Origin of the sequence: Aquirufa ecclesiirivi (genome assembly GCF_011250515.1) — a bacterium.
Lineage (GTDB): Bacteria > Bacteroidota > Bacteroidia > Cytophagales > Spirosomataceae > Aquirufa > Aquirufa ecclesiirivi.
In genome coordinates this window covers 163,772-179,849 of the sequence record NZ_JAANOP010000002.1, presented here as the reverse complement: position 1 = coordinate 179,849, position 16,078 = coordinate 163,772, and the positions used below count along the sequence as shown (strand labels likewise).

Sequence of the window (16,078 nt, the reverse complement as noted above, 5' to 3'; positions counted from 1 at the left end):
CTTCGACTACTGATCAAAATTAGTAATTTTGAACTGCATTGAAAATTATCCCGAATGAAAAGCATACAACAATTAAGAGAAAGTATAGATAACATTGACGATTCCATATTAAAATTGCTTGTAGAGCGAATGGAATTTGTTGAAGAAATTGGTCGATTAAAAAGAGAAAACAATACTGTTATATATCATCCAGATAGGGAAAAAGAAATAGTAGATCGATTAGCCTCTAAATACACTGGAAAATTAAGTAAAGCAGCCATAGAAGCCATATTTTTAGAAATTTTTGGAGTTTCAAGAAATTTGGAGTTACCCGAAATCATCTCTTTCCTAGGTCCAGAAGGTAGTTTTACTCACCAAGCTGCTGAAAGTAGATTTGGCGCAGTAGCCGATTATATTTCCCTACCTTCCATTAGATCCGTTTTCGATTCTGTTGAAACAGGAAGAGCAAAATATGGAGTAGTCCCCATTGAAAACAATCAAGAGGGGATGGTCAAAGAAACCATGGATTTATTAAATGAACGTAATTTATTTATCATTTCAGAAATAATTATACCTGTTAATTTCTGTTTAGCTTCAAAAGAAAATTCCATACATCAAATTCAAAAAATTTATTCAAAGGATATTGCATTTCAACAATGCAAAGGCTTTTTGCAAGACTATTTTAATCATAAACCTGAGGATTTCTTTGTTCAAGTGGATTCTACCTCCAAAGCAGCTAAACTTGCCGTAGAAGACACCAAAGCGGCGGCCTTATGTTCACATATAGCAGCAAAAATTTATTCATTACCTATTTTATTTGATAATATTCAAGATAGTGAATCAAATCAAACTCGTTTCTTCATCATTTCTAAAGTAGAGAATTTAAAGAAAACAGATAAGGATAAAACGAGCTTAGCCATTAAATTAAAACATGATGATAAACCAGGGGCTCTATTATCACTTTTAAAGGACTTTGAAGATGTTCAAATTAATCTACTGAAAATAGAATCAAGACCTCAAAAAGATACCCATGAGTTTAAATTCTGGTTTTTTATCGACATTGAAGGGAATAAACTAGATGAAAATGTTCAGCTGATTCTTGACAAAAGAAAAGACGAAATAATCTTTTTAGGAAGCTATATGAATCTTTGTTAATTGAGATTTAGCATATTGAACATCGGCAGAAATTTGAGCGATTAATTCGGGAAGAGAATTGAATTTTTTCTCATCCCGGATTTTATCTAATATAAATAATTCTACTTCTTTTCCGTAAATATCCTCTTGAAAATCAAGCAAATGTGTTTCAATAGAGGTATGAGTATCCTGAGTTACAGTAGGTCTAATTCCGATATTGGTAACACCAAAAATAGAAGTACCATCCACCTTCAAATAACTGATATAAACGCCAAATCCAGGAATCAATTTATCTGAATTTTCTAATTCAATATTAGCGGTTGGAAAACCAAATTGTCGACCTTGATGATTCCCGTGTACAACCTTACCTTGTAAGGAATAATTCCTTCCTAACATCGAGTTAGTTTTTGTCATATTCCCCTGATCAAGGTATTCCTTTATAATGGAGGAACTAATAATTTCTCCATCCAATTTGGCAACGTCAATAGAATAGGCATGTATTTGTTCAGAATAATGTGCATTAACAAAATCAACAGAACCTTTTCTTTGAAAACCAAAACGATTGTCATAGCCTAACACTAAATCACTAATTCCAAATTTAGCCAGCAAGATATCTTTAATAAAATTTTCAGCTGGTAAATGAGCAATGTAATGATCAAAGGGAATCATGAACAAATAATCTATCCCTATAGATTCTATCCATTGGATCTTTTCTCTATCTGGACTTAAGAGACTATTTTTTGATTCTAAATTAGGATTAAAGTAGGAGGAAGGATGGTTACTAAATGATATGACAATGGACGAAATCCCTTTTTTTTCGGCAATTTTAACACATTCATTTAAAACTTTGGCATGACCTAAATGTACTCCATCAAACATCCCAATGGTTATTACGGATTGATCAATAAAGGATACTTCAGGAAAATTATAAAAGAATTTCATATTGCTCCGCACTAAATTTCTCAATAGATTGTGCTTTTTCAAGCGTATAATCCCCAATTTGACTACGTACTAAGTCCTTTAAATATGCTCCAGAGTTCAGGAAAAAACCAAAATCTCTCACCATACTGCGTATGTATGTTCCTTTTGAACAAGAAATTTTAAACTTTATTTCTGGAAAAGAAGAAATGTCCATATCAAATACGTGGACAGTAGCTTGTCTAATTTTAATTTCAACATCCTTTTCAGTTAAACCTTTTCTAGCTTGAACATATAAACGCTGTCCATTTTGCTTGATAGCTGAATAAATAGGAGGGACTTGTTCTATTTCTCCAACTAAAGAAAGACGTGCATCTTCCAGTAAACTTGGTGTAATATGATCAATGGGAAACTCGTGATCAAAATCAGTTTCTAAATCAATAGAAGGAGTTGTTTTACCCAATACAAAACTGCCCGTATAAGTCTTTGGTAAAGATTGAAAATATTCAATTTTTTTGGTGTATTTCCCGACACAAATAATCAACAATCCTGTTGCCAAGGGATCTAAAGTGCCAGCATGACCAATTTTTTTGAATCGACCCATATTTCGGATCTTTCGAACTGCGTCAAAAGATGTCCAGGTTTTGGGCTTATCGATCAAATAAAACTTATCTTCTATAGGTGTTAATTCAACCACAAATATATTGCTAAAAAGATGCCAGCTAAAACTCGATAATATCCAAAGAATTTAAAGCCAAATTTATTCACTAAGTCAACCATCCAACGAATGGTAATCAAGGCAATGATAAAGCTTATAAATGCCCCTAAAAGTAATGCTAAACTATTGTTAGGATTCAAAATAATGTCTAAATCATGCCGGTAATCTAATAGTTTCTTAGCACATGCTCCCAGAATAGTGGGAATACCCAATAAAAAAGAAAATTCAACAGCAGCTCGGTGATTTAAACCGACTAATCGACCTCCAATAATGGATGCTCCCGAGCGAGAAACACCTGGAATCATAGCAAGACATTGATAAAAACCAATTTTGATGGATTGAGGAATAGACATATTATCAATATTGTCATGTTGGTGATCCTTATCCTTAACCCAGTCATCGATTTTTATTAATAATAAACCACCAACAAACCAAGAAGCCGCAATGAACCAATAACCTTGAAATAATGATTCCAATAAATCATCAAGTAATATGCCCAAAATAGCTGCTGGTATAAAGGAAGCAATGATGTATTTATACACCTTTAGCGACTGAAATAATCGTTTGAAATATAAAAATGGGACAGCGGCAATTGCCCCCAATTGAATAAATACGGTGAAAAAATTAAGGTACTTAGAAGATTCAATTCCTAATAATTTTTCGGTAACAATAATGTGAGCCGTAGAAGAAATAGGTAAAAATTCACTTAATCCTTCTACAATTCCCAGCACAATGGCTTCAAAAAATTGATTCATTATTTCTTTATTTTAAATAAGGAAAAAATGGGAAGGATAATACCGATCAATACCAAAATGGGACCTAAAGTGATTCCCAAGAATCCGAAACCAAATGGTTCCTTATCCAATGTCATCACAAAAAAACCTAAAACCATGATGCATAATCCAGCGATTAAAATCATGATATCTTTTCTGTCCAATGGAAAATTGGAATTTGTTGAATTTGCCATATTAAAATAAATTAGTGTGTTGAATCTTTAAATAACGATTCAAGGAAAAAAAAGTCGAGATTAAACTAAATAGGGAAGAACTAAGCACTGCTAATAAGAATAACTTCAATTGATTACTTACATCAAAAAACAAGAAACCGGTTTCTGGTAGGCTTTGAATGAAATAGTAAAAAACTCCATTCGAAATTACATAGCCGAGACCTCCTCCCAATAGACCTAGAACCAATGAATTTAACAAATACGGTTTTCGGATAAACGAATTCGTAGAACCTAATAACTGCATAGTTTTGATTAATACACGATTACTATGAATATGTAAACGAATATAATTGGATACCTGCAAGTAAATAAAACCACTTAATAAAATAATAAATACCAAAATGATCCAACCCACATGCTTGATTTTGGATAAAAATGAATCCAAAAATGCATTTGGATAGCTGATCTCATACACTCCTGGAAAAGCCTTTAATTCATCTGCAATTTTCTTAAATGAATTTCCAGATTTATGTTCATCACTGATACTTAAAACAAATAAATTTTTGAAGGGATTATCTTCCCCTAACAAGTCTTGATAATTTTCATGATTAGACTTTAAAAAATCAGCAGCAATTTTATCTTTGGAAACAAAACTGATTTCCTTTTTTGTACCAACAGTTTCAATATAAGGCTTTTTTGAAAGTAGTTTGAATGATTCAACAAGTTGTTGACTTGTCAAGGAATCCTCCATATAAACATACATTTTCATTTGAGATTTGATGTCGTCACCCCACGATTTAATTCCCACAAATAATTGAAAGAACACACATATGATAAAGGCCAAACTAGAAATAGAGAAAATCAACAATATGTTGGTCGAACTCGGCTTAGCTTTTGAATATTTCATTTTTGATTATTTAATACTTCAATTTGATCTCTTAATCTGGCAGCTTCTTCGTAATTCTCCTCCAACAATGCTTTTTGAAGCAAATCTTCTAAATCGGCTAAGGAAATATTGCTGGGTTGATAAACAGGGATATCCACTGAAAAGGAAAGATCCTCTTCCATTTCTTCCTCTTCTTCATCAGGAATGCAAATGGATTTCAACAAGCTTTCTTTGATATAAATATTTTTTTGTGCTCTAAGTGCTAAAGCAATCGAATCGCTAGGTCTAGCATCCAATTCAATTAACACGCCATCTTGGAAAAATTCGATTTTGGCATAAAATATACCTTCTTTAAAATCTGTAATTAACACACGATTTAAATCCAAATTGGATTTCTCAATTACTTGAATAAATAAATCGTGTGTTAAAGGTCTACTGGTTTGAATCTGCTCCAAGTAAACCGAAATAGCTTGAGCTTCTTGATTCCCAATAACTATTGGGAATCTCAAGTTTGGAAACTCCTCTGATTGTAGAAGGAGTATAAAAGAACTTGCTCCAACCGAACTAGGAGAAACAGAAACTATACTTAATTTTAAATAATCGTTCAAGGCTACATTTTAAAAAACAAATGTATCAAAAAATGGCCTAAAATTAATGGCTTTTAAGCTTATTTAACAATCTAGGAAGCACATCAAATACATCGCCTACAATACCGTAATCTGCATGCTTAAAAAAGGGTGCCTCTGGGTCATTGTTTATTACCACAATTTTTCTAGATCCATTAACCCCTGCTAAATGCTGAATAGCACCTGAAATACCACATGCAATGTATAATTTAGGAGCAATTTTTACTCCCGTTTGTCCTACGTGCTCATGGTGTGGTCTCCAATTTAAATCAGAAACAGGCTTAGAACAAGCTGTAGCTGCACCTAACTCCTTGGCAAAATCTTCCACCATGGCCCAGTTTGACGGGTCCTTTAAACCTCTACCGGCTCCTACAACGATCGCTGCATCTGGAAGGGGAATTGATCCTGTAATTGGATGATTCTCAATTAATATATTTTGTGGATCTTTTTCTAAAGTTATTTCCGATTGTATAATAGTAGAATTTCCTACATGACCAGGCAAATCGATTGAGAAAGACTTACTAAATGCTATCAAGAAAGATTCACCTTTAATTTCTGTAGTAATTGTTGCCTTTCCAGAAAAAACTGATTTTGTTAATTGATATCCTGCTGCTACTTTTTCTACTTTCAATACATTAGAAATAAGAGGTATTTGTAATGAATTGGCTATGCTGGAAGCCATTGTATCCACTAATAGAGTTTTCACATAGAAGAATTGTCCAATCTCCTTTTGATGAATATCTTCCAATAATGGAGCTATAACTTGATTATGATTAACAAGATCTGGGATCTTTATGTGTGTATATTGCTTTATAGAGGCATAAGCATTAAATAATTCAGAAGAAAATGGCTCAAAACCATAGACAAATACACTGGTTCCATGCTCAAGGGCCCAATTGCTCACAAAATCCAACAAGCGCTTAGAGCTTTCAGCAACTTGACCACTTTTACTATCTATAAATACTGCTAAATTTTTCATATTAGATAAGGTTTTCACTTTTCAACATATCAATTAATGATTCGGCATTTTCAACAGGAATCATCTTTTGGAGACGTTCTGTTTCGATTACTTGAGCTGAAATTTGACTTTCAAAATTAACCTTAGTAGGAGCAATGACTGTTATTTCTTTGGTTCTAGCTGTCATAATTCCACGCATAGAGGGGATTTTCCATTCTGCGATAGGCTCTTGACAACCTAAAACTGCGGGAAGAGTAGAGCTAACTTTCGACTTTCCTAAATCAGTTTCAATTTCTAATGTCAATTTACCAGCATCAAAATCCAAGTGCATCACAGGCGAAAAATGGTTATATCCTAAACCATGTGCAACTAAAGCATGAACAATTCCACTATTGTAATCAATGGCTTCTTTTCCCATCATGATTAAATCAAATGATTTATCTTGAGCATATTGAATGATTTCTTGCGCAACTTGATATGAATCAATGGCTGAGGAATCAATTCTAACGGCACTATCCGCACCTAGAGCTAAACATTTTCTAATTAAAGCTTCTGAATCAGCGGTTCCAACATGTAATACGACTAATTCAGCCTGTGTTTGTTCTTTAATTTCAATAGCCCTAGATAAAGCATAGTCATCGTAAGGACCTACAATATAAGTTAGTCCTTCTGAATTAATACGGGTATTTGATGAATCTAGTGTAATTTTGGATGTCGTATCGGGTACAACCGATATGCAAACTAGGATTTTCATAGGCGATTAAATAAAAATGTATGCAAGCATACTAATTTGTTTTTAAAATTACAAAAATGGAGCGTAAAGAATTTATAAAAAATGAAATAAAGGAGGAGCCAAATAATCCTTTTAACTATTATTTGTTGGCTTTGGAATTAAAAAAAGAAGGTGATTTACGCGGGGCAATCGATTTGTTTACTACGTTGATTAAACAATTTCCAATCTATATTCCTACTTACTATAGCTTTGCTGATTACCTTTTGGAGATAGAAGAAGATGACAAAGCTAAACAAATAATTGAGCTAGGAATTGAGCAAGCTACAATAGCAGGCCAAAAGAAAGCCCTGCATGAATTGAAACAAATGTGGGAATTAAACTTTTAATTAAGTAAAACTTCTTCCAGGTCCTTTTCTATAATCAAGTTTTCGATAATGAATTTTTGTCTTTCTGGCGTATTTTTACCCATATAATATGTCAACAACTGAGGAATTGTAAATTCCTTTTCTAGAATAACAGGTTCTAATTTGATATTTTCACCAATAAAAGTACCAAATTCCTCTGGTGAGATTTCTCCTAAGCCTTTAAAGCGAGTTATTTCAGGTTTCGGACTTAGTTTTTCAATCGCATTTCGTCTTTCTTCGTCTGAATAACAGTAAATAGTCTCCTTCTTATTTCTTACGCGGAATAGGGGAGTTTCTAAAATATATAAATGACCGTTTCGCACTAAATCAGGAAAAAACTGAAGGAAGAAAGTTAAAATTAGTAAACGAATGTGCATTCCGTCAACGTCGGCATCGGTAGCAATTACAATTTTATTATAGCGAAGACTATCCAAACTATCTTCAATATCCAAGGCATGTTGAAGTAAATTAAATTCTTCATTCTCGTATACAATTTTCTTAGTTAAACCAAAGCAATTCAATGGTTTACCTCGCAAACTAAATACCGCTTGCGTTTGCACATCCCTTGATTTTGTAATAGAACCACTGGCTGAATCTCCCTCTGTGATGAACAAAATCGTGTCGTGCCGAGAATCTGATTTTTCATCCGGCAAATGTACCCGACAATCCCTTAACTTCTTGTTATGCAGGTTCGCCTTTTTAGCTCTTTCATTGGCTAATTTTTTAATTCCGGCGATATCTTTTCTTTCTCTTTCTGATTGTAGAATTCTTTTTAATATGGCATCAGCAGTACTCGGATTTTTATGAAGAAAATTATCTAATTCAGTTTTGACAAAATCGCCAATAAATGACCTAATGGATGTTGAATTTGAATCTGGAGAAATAGTAGTCGAACCTAATTTAGTCTTCGTTTGCGATTCAAATACGGGTTCTTGAACGCGTATGGCAATAGCGCCCACAATACTGGCTCTCACATCCGAAGGATCAAAGTCCTTTTTATAAAACTCCCTTACAGTTCGTACAATAGCCTCTCTAAAAGCAGCTAAGTGCGTACCGCCTTGGGTAGTATTTTGACCATTAACAAAGGAGTAATATTCCTCGCCGTATTGATTATTGTGGGTAATTGCTAATTCAATGTCATTCCCTTTTAAATGAATGATGGGATACCTATTTTCTTCGGCATTGGTCTTTTTTGAAAGTAAATCCAATAAACCATTTTGAGAAAAATATTTCTCCCCATTAAAATTGATGGTTAATCCTGCATTTAAATAAGCATAATTCCAAAATAATGAATCGAGGTATTGAGGAATGAAATGGTAATTTTTAAATATCGTATTATCTGGTTCAAAGCAAACATGCGTACCACTTTTGGCATTTGAGGCTTCAAATCCATCTGATTCAGCTGTTAATTCACCTTTACAAAATTCTGCCCATTTGCTTTGTCCATCTCGGTACGATTGAACTTTAAAATATTGTGAAAGTGCGTTAGTGGCTTTGGTTCCTACACCATTTAAACCTACTGACTTTTGGAATGCCCCAGAATCATATTTACCTCCTGTATTTATTTTAGAAACACAATCAATCACTTTTCCCAAAGGAATACCACGTCCAAAATCCCTAACTTCTACCTTGTGATCTGAAATTTTAACTTCGATAACCTTTCCGTTACCCATCATATGCTCATCGATGGAATTATCCATGATTTCTTTGACAAGCACATATATACCATCATCAACAGAAGATCCGTCTCCTAATTTTCCGATATACATACCCGGTCTTAATCGGATATGCTCTTTCCAATCTAAGGAACGTATACTATCATCATTATAAATCGGGGGGGTACTGTTAATTTCTTCCACTAGATAATTTTTGTAAAAATTAATATACTATATGTTGAGCTGCGAACTGCAATTAGCTTTAAAGTTAGCATTAAATCATGTTTTTTCTTTAATTTGCAGTCAAATTAGAAATAAAAGACTTTATGAACAAAAAGTTTTCTTTTGTCTTAATGGCATTCTTGTTGTTAAGTACAAAAATGATGAGTCAGACGATTCCATTCGGAGTACAAGGCCAGCTTTTGGATCGAATGAATAACAATCCTTCTAATAGTCAAAACAGAAATCAGCCTCAGAATCAAGCAAATGTCGGTCGTAGAACGATCACGACTACTCCCAAGCAAAAGCAAAACTACGACAGTTTAATGGCTGAGCGCAAGAGAAATGCTGGTGAAATAGCCGATGAAGATACGGCGGTATTTAATTTAAGAAAGAGAATTTTTGGGTATTCTATTTTTAATAACAAAACAGGGACATTTGAGCCAAATTTAAAAATTGCAACTCCTAAATCTTATGTTTTAGGGCCCGATGATGAGTTAATCATCGATATCAATGGTTATTCTGAAGATCATTATAATCTAACGGTAAGTCCAGACGGTTTTGTCAAAATCAATCGGATTGGCAACGTTTATGTAGCAGGATTAACCATTGAAGAAGCGAAAAGTCGAATTATATCAAAGCTTTCACAAATATTTGTTGGGCTTCGTCGTGAGGGTAGCGGACCTAGTAGTACTAATTTGTATGCATCTATCTCTTTAGGAAGCATTCGTACAGTGAATGTCACAGTTCAAGGAGAGGTATTGTTCCCAGGTACCTATTCTGTTCCTTCTTTAGCAAGAGTAATGAATGTCCTCTATTTGGCAGGAGGTCCTAATCAAAATGGTACTTACCGTGAAATCCAATTAATTCGTAATAAAAAAGTCATTGCAACCATCGATTTGTATGATTTCCTAACAGCGGGAATACAAAAAAATGATGTCAATATTCATGATCAAGATATTATCAAAGTTGGGGTTTATAAAAGTAGAATTGAGGTGAAAGGAAAGGTAAAGCGACCAGCGTTATTTGAAATTATGCCGCAAGAAAATTTATCCAAAGTGATTCAAGATTTTGCTGGTGGTTTTACAGAAGATGCTTTCAGAGAATTAGTAAAAATTACTCGATATACCAATCGAGAAAGAAAATTAATTGACCTTAACTCGGCGTTGATGAATTCTTTTAGTCCTCAAACGGGTGATGTTATTCAAGTTGAATCAGTCAATCAAGACCGTTTTGAAAACAAAATATCAATTCTTGGGGAAGTATTCAGACCAGGTCAATTTGCCTTGGAAGGAAGTTCTACTTTATTAAAATTAATTGACAGAGCTGGGGGCTTAAAGGAGAATGCATTTTTAGACCGTGTATTAATCCAACGAATTAACCCAGATTTATCCAAAACAAATTTATCCGTTAATTTAAAGGATATTTTAACGAACAAATCCAAAGATATTGCTTTAAGAAGAGAAGATAATGTTTCCATTTTCTCCATTTTAGATTTGAAAGAAGGCTATACGGTTACAATACACGGAGAGATCAATTTAAAAAGGGAAAAGAGAAATGAAAGTGATGCTGAATTGAATCTTGATGGGAACAAAAAATCAGAAAACAATACTGGAAAAGTAACCAGTTCTCAAGATAATAATCGTAATAATCTTACTGGTAATACAGATTCTAACACGGATGTCGTTCAAATTGAAAGTGAAATTTCAGAAGAATTAAAGTCAAATGAAGCTGCGAATCAATTAATTAACCGTCAATTGAAATTAACACTTCCTTTTGTTGAAAAAATGACGGTGGAAGATTTGATTTTGCAAGCAGGTGGATTAAGAGAGTCGGCAGCCACAGGGGTGGTGGAGATTGTACGGAGAAAGAAAAATTTGGCTGATAATATTCCAATGAATTCTCAAATAGCTGAAATCATTCGTTTTTCAATTAGTAAGAAATTACAATTAGATGAAACAGCATCTACTTTTGAATTACAACCCTATGATGAGATATTTATTCGTTCATCACCTAACTATGAATTGCAACAATTCATCACCATTCAAGGGCAAGTTATTTATCCAGGTGTATATGGCTTAGAAAAGAAGGACGAACGACTTAGCGAAATAATCACAAGAGCAGGAGGATTAAATAGACAAGCTTATCCCAAAGGAGCCAAATTGATTCGTAAAATTCAATTAACTGAATTTGAAAAGAATAGAAAGACGGAACAATTAAATGAAATTCAAGATAACTTCACCGGTATTTCTGCACAAAAAGATCCAGCCATAGTAACTAAAACAAAAGAAACCATAGGTATAGATTTAGTCAAGGCGTTAAAAAACCCAGGAGGAGAAGATGATTTATATGTCTTAGAAGGAGATATCATCGATATTCCCAAAGAGCCACAAACAGTTAAAGTTTCAGGCGAAGTACTCTATCCAAATAGTGTTAAGTATTTAGAGGGAAAATCATTCTATGACTTTATTTCAGAAGCGGGAGGATTTACTTCTAGCTCAGCCAGAAAAAGAACTTATGTCCTGTATTCAAATGGATCGGTAAAAAGAACAAAATCTTTCTTGTTTTTACGTTTTCATCCCAAAATTGAACAGGGTGCAGAAATCATTGTTCCAAAGAAATCAAAAGTGGCAACTGGACAACAAATTGTATCGGTTGTATCAATATTCACAGGAACGCTTACTAGTTTAATTGGTATTATTACCTTGATTAAAGCTACATCAAACTAATCACATGGCAGAGTTAAGATCTGATCAATTTTCATTTAAGCGCTTACTATTCAAGTGCTTTTTATTGATTCCGTTTTTTAAGCAGAATCGTAGAAAACTGTTAATAGGTGCACTTGTTGGATTAGTCCTTGGAATAGGTGTAGAAATTATTCGAAGCCAAAATAAGATCTACAAGGCGCAAATTGTCTTTGTCATGGATTCTGAAGGATCATCTGGTGGAGGGCTAGCAGATATAGCTAGTAGTTTAGGTTTAGGAGGTTTCACGGCTAGTAATTCATTATTTAGTGGGGAAAATTTTAAAGAGCTGTTAAAGACAAAAGCTTTATTTAGAAAAGCCATGTTAACCAAAGTGAAATTTGGAGAAAAAGAGGATTTATTCGCTAATTTCTTTTTGCAAAAGGCCGATTTAAAAAATCATGAATGGAGTAATTTACCCGATGATTTTTTTAATTATCGTTTTAAAATTACCGATCCCATTAAGGCGAATGAGCAAGATAGAAATATCATGAATGCCATTTATGAATATTTAAAAGGAAATACTGTCATCAGTAATGAGAACCCCAAGTCTTCTTTTTTAACTATGACTGTGGAAACAAGGAATGATACATTAAGCTATACTTGGTCTAAATTATATTTAAAAACGGTAACTGAATTCTACATACAAACTAAGACCAAAAAATCCAAGGAATTATTAGTTATCATGGATAAACGAGTGGATTCACTGCGTTCAGCTTTGTATTATACTCAAGGAAAACTAGCTAATTATAACGATCAAAATCAACAGATTATTTACCAGCGAGCTAGAATTACGGCAGAAAGATTGCAAATGAATTCTTCTCAACTACAGAGTATGTATTTTGAAGCCGTTCGTAATTTTGATAATCTAAAGTTTTCACTAATTAAAGAATCTCCCTTATTTACAATTATTTCTGATTCAGAATTACCTACCAAAATTGAAGTCTATTTCTGGGGTCCAATTACTTTAGTTGCCATAGTTATTGGTATGTTAATCACCTCGTTGTTGATTTACATGCGAAATGTTTATAAAGAATTAATGGCCTAATTTAGATGAATCTTATACAACAAAAAATCAAGGAGATTGGTAGTGATTGGGAATTATTGGTCATTTTAGCCAAAAGAGATATCTCAGTAAGGTACAAGCAAACCATTTTAGGCTTAAGCTGGGCAATCGTTAAGCCAGTAGCCACTATGTTGGTATTTTTATTTGCTTATAAACAAGTAGCTAAAATTCAAGACATTTCTGGTTATCCTATCCAATTGGTTATATTTTCAGGAATTCTATTTTGGAATTACTTTGCTAATTCGCTTCAAGCCGTTAGTAATTCGATTTTGGTCAATAGTAATTTAATTTCGAAAGTATATTTTCCCCGTTTAATAATTTGTTTTTCATCCATAGCCGTTTCTTTAGTTGATTTTTTAGTTGGCTTAGCTGTTTATATTGTATTAGCACTAAGTCTGCATCAAGATATCTCTGCCTATATACTCTTTTTACCTCTTGCATTATTTATCACCAGCTTATTCGCCTTAGGCTTTGGTTTGATTTTTGCTTCTTTTTCTGTGAAATATCGTGATGTTCAGCAAATTATACCCTTGATTGTTCAATATGGCTTCTTTGCGACTCCTATTGTTTACACGACTAAGCAATTATCCGAGAAGTCTTGGTTTTTATACTATAATATTTTGAACCCATTGGCAGGACTAGTGGAAATGTTTAGAGCTTGTTTAATTAGCCAATATGAATTACTGACGGTACAGAATGCTAGTATCAGTATTCTTGCTAGTGTTTTAGTTTTTATCGTTGGCATTATCATTTTTGACAAAAGAGAAGATTCTTTTGTGGATTATTTATAACGTGTATGCACATCATTGAAGTCGATTCCGTTTCTAAGAAATACGAACTTTCAGCCAACAAAGGAGCTGTTAGTTTAAAGAATGGTATAAAAAACTTATTAACGAAAGAAGAAAAAGAGATTTTCTGGGCTGTAAATGATGTTTCTTTTGCCTTAAATCGGGGTGATAAATTAGGTATTGTTGGTAGTAATGGTGCAGGTAAATCTACTTTATTAAAAATCTTAAGTAAAATTACAAAACCTACCAGTGGAGAAATCCATGTGAGAGGTAAGGTAGCTAGCTTATTGGAAGTAGGAACGGGTTTTCATCCAGAATTGACAGGAAGGGAAAATATATTTTTAAATGGGGCTATACTTGGTATGTCCAAACATGAAATTAAATCACAATTTGATGAGATTGTCGATTTTGCGGGTGAGCAAATTTCTCGTTTTTTAGATACCCCTGTTAAGCGATATTCATCAGGTATGTATGTTCGTTTAGGATTTGCTATTTCCGCTCATCTAAACCCCGAAATACTGATTGTAGATGAAGTATTAGCGGTTGGCGATGCTGATTTTCAAAAGAAATCCTTAGGTAAAATGCGCGAAGTGGCTGCTAATGATAAAACAATCTTATTTGTAAGCCACAATTTAACAGCTGTAGCCAATTTGTGTAATAAAACCTTGCATTTAGAAAAGGGTAGGGTCAAACAATTTGGAGAAACAGGTGAGGTGCTGTCTAATTACATGGCAGCCCTTCAAACCAATCGTTTGGAGCAAAGCTATGCTACATTTGAATCTGCTCCAGGATCGCAGCAAATACGTTTAAAAAGAGCCACATTAATTCCTGAATTATTAGATGGCCAAACATATTTAGACATTAGAAACAAAATCAATATTAACATTGAATTTTGGAATACAGAGCCTAATCAACAATTGAATGTTAGTTTACACCTATTTGCAAGCACTGGAGAATGTATTTTTAATGTAGGAACTCCTCCTGGTAACTTTGGTGTAGGATTGGTTCAAGCTAATTTAGAGATCCCTGGACACTTTTTGAATGATGGTACATACCATATTTCTTTCATGGTTGTGAAGGATAAGTCCATCGTCTTATATAACTTCGAAGAAGTATTTAATTTTGAAATTGCTGATTTCAGGGAAGATACTACATGGTATGGTAAATGGCCGGGTTATGTAAGACCTGTATTTCCTTTTCCTATTCGTCAACTATCTGATTCTATCTAATTATGTTACATGTCACCAAATCGTTCTTACCTGATTTAAAAGAATATGTCAGCTATTTAGAACGTATTTGGGAAAGTAATCATCTAACCAATGATGGCCCTTTATTAAGGGAATTAGAACAAAAACTGCGTGAGTATTTACAAGTTGAACATGTCATATTTGTCACAAATGGCACCATAGCCCTTCAACTAGCTTTAAAAGCACTTCAAGTAAAAGGAGAGGTCATTACCACCCCATTTTCCTATTGTGCAACTTCAAATTCTATACTTTGGGAGGGTTCTACTCCTGTTTTTGCTGATATTAATCCCGTCAGTTTAACAGTAGAGTCGGCACAAATAAGAACTAAACTTAATTCCCAGACAAAAGCGATTTTAACCACACACGTATATGGTAATGCGGGTGATTTGGAAGAACAAGAAGCCTTAGCCTCAGAATATCAAATTCCACTGATTTATGACGGAGCACATGCATTTGGTGTAACTTATAAAGGAAAATCCATTTTTAATTTTGGAACTATTAGTACCTGTAGTTTTCATGCTACGAAGGTTTTCCATACAGTAGAAGGAGGGGCTGTCATGACTAATGATGCCAAATTAGCTGCTAAAATTAAAGAATTACGTAGTTTTGGTCACAAGAATGATGATTACTTTTCTGCCGGAATCAATGGTAAGAATTCCGAATTTCATGCTGCCATGGGATTGGTAAATCTAGGTCATTTTGAAGATATCAGAAATTATAGAAAGTGGGCTTGTGATTTGTACGACCATCTATTACAAGTTCCTGGCGAAGCCATTCAATTCAACTCACACATTGATCGAAATTACAGTTATTATCCTGTGCTATTCCCCAATGAAGCGAGTTTATTAAAAGCGGTAAAGACCCTTAATTCAGTACAAATAAACCCAAGGAGGTATTTTTATCCTTCTTTGAATACATTAAGTTTTGTAGAAAAACAATCTTGCCCAGTCTCTGAGGACGTAGCGCTTAGGGTTTTATGTTTACCCTTAAGTGCTGAAATTAAAGAAGATGAAATAAGATTGATTTCAGATTTAGTGAATCAATGCTTTAATTAATC

At 33.7% G+C, this 16,078-nt stretch carries 16 protein-coding genes; 7 read left to right on the top strand and 9 right to left on the bottom strand.

Annotated elements, in window-relative coordinates:
* Positions 1 to 54: 54 nt before the first annotated feature.
* Positions 55 to 1,134, top strand: coding sequence for a prephenate dehydratase (gene pheA, locus G9H65_RS04075; RefSeq protein ID WP_166374072.1), 1,080 nt, complete (start codon positions 55 to 57; stop codon positions 1,132 to 1,134).
* Here the strand turns inward: pheA and G9H65_RS04070 are convergent.
* From G9H65_RS04070 to G9H65_RS04035, 8 genes are read right to left on the bottom strand one after another with little or no spacing between them, the layout of a single operon-like run.
* Positions 1,108 to 2,055: a bifunctional riboflavin kinase/FAD synthetase gene (locus tag G9H65_RS04070; RefSeq protein WP_166374071.1), complete on the bottom strand. Its 948-nt coding sequence runs from the start codon at positions 2,053 to 2,055 to the stop codon at positions 1,108 to 1,110. The genes pheA and G9H65_RS04070 overlap by 27 nt on opposite strands.
* Positions 2,039 to 2,728, bottom strand: coding sequence for a tRNA pseudouridine(55) synthase TruB (truB, locus tag G9H65_RS04065; RefSeq protein ID WP_166374070.1), 690 nt, complete (start codon positions 2,726 to 2,728; stop codon positions 2,039 to 2,041). The genes G9H65_RS04070 and truB overlap by 17 nt, the downstream gene beginning before the upstream one ends.
* Entirely contained in the window at positions 2,716 to 3,504 is a 789-nt protein-coding gene (locus G9H65_RS04060; protein ID WP_166374069.1) for an undecaprenyl-diphosphate phosphatase, read from the bottom strand. Before G9H65_RS04060 ends, truB begins: the two co-directional genes overlap by 13 nt.
* Entirely contained in the window at positions 3,504 to 3,716 is a 213-nt protein-coding gene (locus G9H65_RS04055; RefSeq protein WP_166374068.1) for a DUF3098 domain-containing protein, read from the bottom strand. The genes G9H65_RS04060 and G9H65_RS04055 overlap by 1 nt, the downstream gene beginning before the upstream one ends.
* Before the next feature lies 1 nt (position 3,717).
* Entirely contained in the window at positions 3,718 to 4,602 is an 885-nt protein-coding gene (locus tag G9H65_RS04050; RefSeq protein ID WP_166374067.1) for a cell division protein FtsX, read from the bottom strand.
* Positions 4,599 to 5,189: a bifunctional nuclease family protein gene (locus tag G9H65_RS04045; protein ID WP_166374305.1), complete on the bottom strand. Its 591-nt coding sequence runs from the start codon at positions 5,187 to 5,189 to the stop codon at positions 4,599 to 4,601. Before G9H65_RS04045 ends, G9H65_RS04050 begins: the two co-directional genes overlap by 4 nt.
* Positions 5,190 to 5,232: 43 nt before the next feature.
* Positions 5,233 to 6,186 (bottom strand): electron transfer flavoprotein subunit alpha/FixB family protein, encoded by a 954-nt coding sequence (locus tag G9H65_RS04040; protein WP_166374066.1) that lies wholly within the window; start codon positions 6,184 to 6,186, stop codon positions 5,233 to 5,235.
* Between the two features lies 1 nt (position 6,187).
* A complete protein-coding gene (locus tag G9H65_RS04035) occupies positions 6,188 to 6,919 on the bottom strand; it encodes an electron transfer flavoprotein subunit beta/FixA family protein (RefSeq protein ID WP_166374065.1) in 732 nt (243 codons plus the stop codon).
* Between the two features lie 56 nt (positions 6,920 to 6,975).
* Here G9H65_RS04035 and G9H65_RS04030 point away from each other — a divergent pair, with 56 nt between their 5' ends.
* The gene (locus G9H65_RS04030; protein ID WP_166374064.1) at positions 6,976 to 7,284 is read left to right on the top strand and encodes a tetratricopeptide repeat protein; all 309 of its coding nucleotides are present in this window, start codon (positions 6,976 to 6,978) and stop codon (positions 7,282 to 7,284) included.
* Here the strand turns inward: G9H65_RS04030 and G9H65_RS04025 are convergent.
* The gene (locus tag G9H65_RS04025; protein ID WP_394367184.1) at positions 7,281 to 9,161 is read right to left on the bottom strand and encodes a DNA topoisomerase IV subunit B; all 1,881 of its coding nucleotides are present in this window, start codon (positions 9,159 to 9,161) and stop codon (positions 7,281 to 7,283) included. The two genes, G9H65_RS04030 and G9H65_RS04025, sit on opposite strands and share 4 nt — an antisense overlap.
* Positions 9,162 to 9,283: 122 nt before the next feature.
* On the opposite strand from G9H65_RS04025, the gene G9H65_RS04020 reads away from it, so the two are divergent.
* The 5 genes from G9H65_RS04020 to G9H65_RS04000 are packed head-to-tail and all read left to right on the top strand — an operon-like array spanning position 9,284 to position 16,076.
* Positions 9,284 to 11,905, top strand: coding sequence for an SLBB domain-containing protein (locus tag G9H65_RS04020; RefSeq protein WP_166374063.1), 2,622 nt, complete (start codon positions 9,284 to 9,286; stop codon positions 11,903 to 11,905).
* Between the two features lie 4 nt (positions 11,906 to 11,909).
* Entirely contained in the window at positions 11,910 to 12,968 is a 1,059-nt protein-coding gene (locus G9H65_RS04015; RefSeq protein ID WP_166374062.1) for a GumC domain-containing protein, read from the top strand.
* A 5-nt stretch (positions 12,969 to 12,973) separates the two neighbouring features.
* A complete protein-coding gene (locus G9H65_RS04010; protein ID WP_166374061.1) occupies positions 12,974 to 13,777 on the top strand; it encodes an ABC transporter permease in 804 nt (267 codons plus the stop codon).
* Positions 13,778 to 13,782: 5 nt separating this feature from the next.
* Positions 13,783 to 15,003 (top strand): ABC transporter ATP-binding protein, encoded by a 1,221-nt coding sequence (locus G9H65_RS04005; RefSeq protein ID WP_166374060.1) that lies wholly within the window; start codon positions 13,783 to 13,785, stop codon positions 15,001 to 15,003.
* A gap of 2 nt (positions 15,004 to 15,005) precedes the next feature.
* On the top strand, positions 15,006 to 16,076 hold the full coding sequence (locus G9H65_RS04000; protein ID WP_166374059.1) for a DegT/DnrJ/EryC1/StrS family aminotransferase: 1,071 nt from the start codon (positions 15,006 to 15,008) through the stop codon (positions 16,074 to 16,076).
* The last annotated feature ends 2 nt before the right edge of the window (positions 16,077 to 16,078 follow it).

Excerpts from the sequence above, each read along its gene's own strand:
- G9H65_RS04060 (WP_166374069.1), bottom strand. The coding sequence starts at position 3,504 with ATGAATCAATTTTTTGAAGCCATTGTGCTGGGAATTGTAGAAGGATTA.
- G9H65_RS04050 (WP_166374067.1), bottom strand. The coding sequence starts at position 4,602 with ATGAAATATTCAAAAGCTAAGCCGAGTTCGACCAACATATTGTTGATT.
- G9H65_RS04005 (WP_166374060.1), top strand. The coding sequence starts at position 13,783 with ATGCACATCATTGAAGTCGATTCCGTTTCTAAGAAATACGAACTTTCA.
- G9H65_RS04040 (WP_166374066.1), bottom strand. The coding sequence starts at position 6,186 with ATGAAAAATTTAGCAGTATTTATAGATAGTAAAAGTGGTCAAGTTGCT.
- pheA (WP_166374072.1), top strand. The coding sequence starts at position 55 with ATGAAAAGCATACAACAATTAAGAGAAAGTATAGATAACATTGACGAT.
- G9H65_RS04035 (WP_166374065.1), bottom strand. The coding sequence starts at position 6,919 with ATGAAAATCCTAGTTTGCATATCGGTTGTACCCGATACGACATCCAAA.
- G9H65_RS04055 (WP_166374068.1), bottom strand. The coding sequence starts at position 3,716 with ATGGCAAATTCAACAAATTCCAATTTTCCATTGGACAGAAAAGATATC.
- G9H65_RS04000 (WP_166374059.1), top strand. The coding sequence starts at position 15,006 with ATGTTACATGTCACCAAATCGTTCTTACCTGATTTAAAAGAATATGTC.
- G9H65_RS04020 (WP_166374063.1), top strand. The coding sequence starts at position 9,284 with ATGAACAAAAAGTTTTCTTTTGTCTTAATGGCATTCTTGTTGTTAAGT.
- G9H65_RS04030 (WP_166374064.1), top strand. The coding sequence starts at position 6,976 with ATGGAGCGTAAAGAATTTATAAAAAATGAAATAAAGGAGGAGCCAAAT.
- G9H65_RS04010 (WP_166374061.1), top strand. The coding sequence starts at position 12,974 with ATGAATCTTATACAACAAAAAATCAAGGAGATTGGTAGTGATTGGGAA.
- G9H65_RS04070 (WP_166374071.1), bottom strand. The coding sequence starts at position 2,055 with ATGAAATTCTTTTATAATTTTCCTGAAGTATCCTTTATTGATCAATCC.
- G9H65_RS04015 (WP_166374062.1), top strand. The coding sequence starts at position 11,910 with ATGGCAGAGTTAAGATCTGATCAATTTTCATTTAAGCGCTTACTATTC.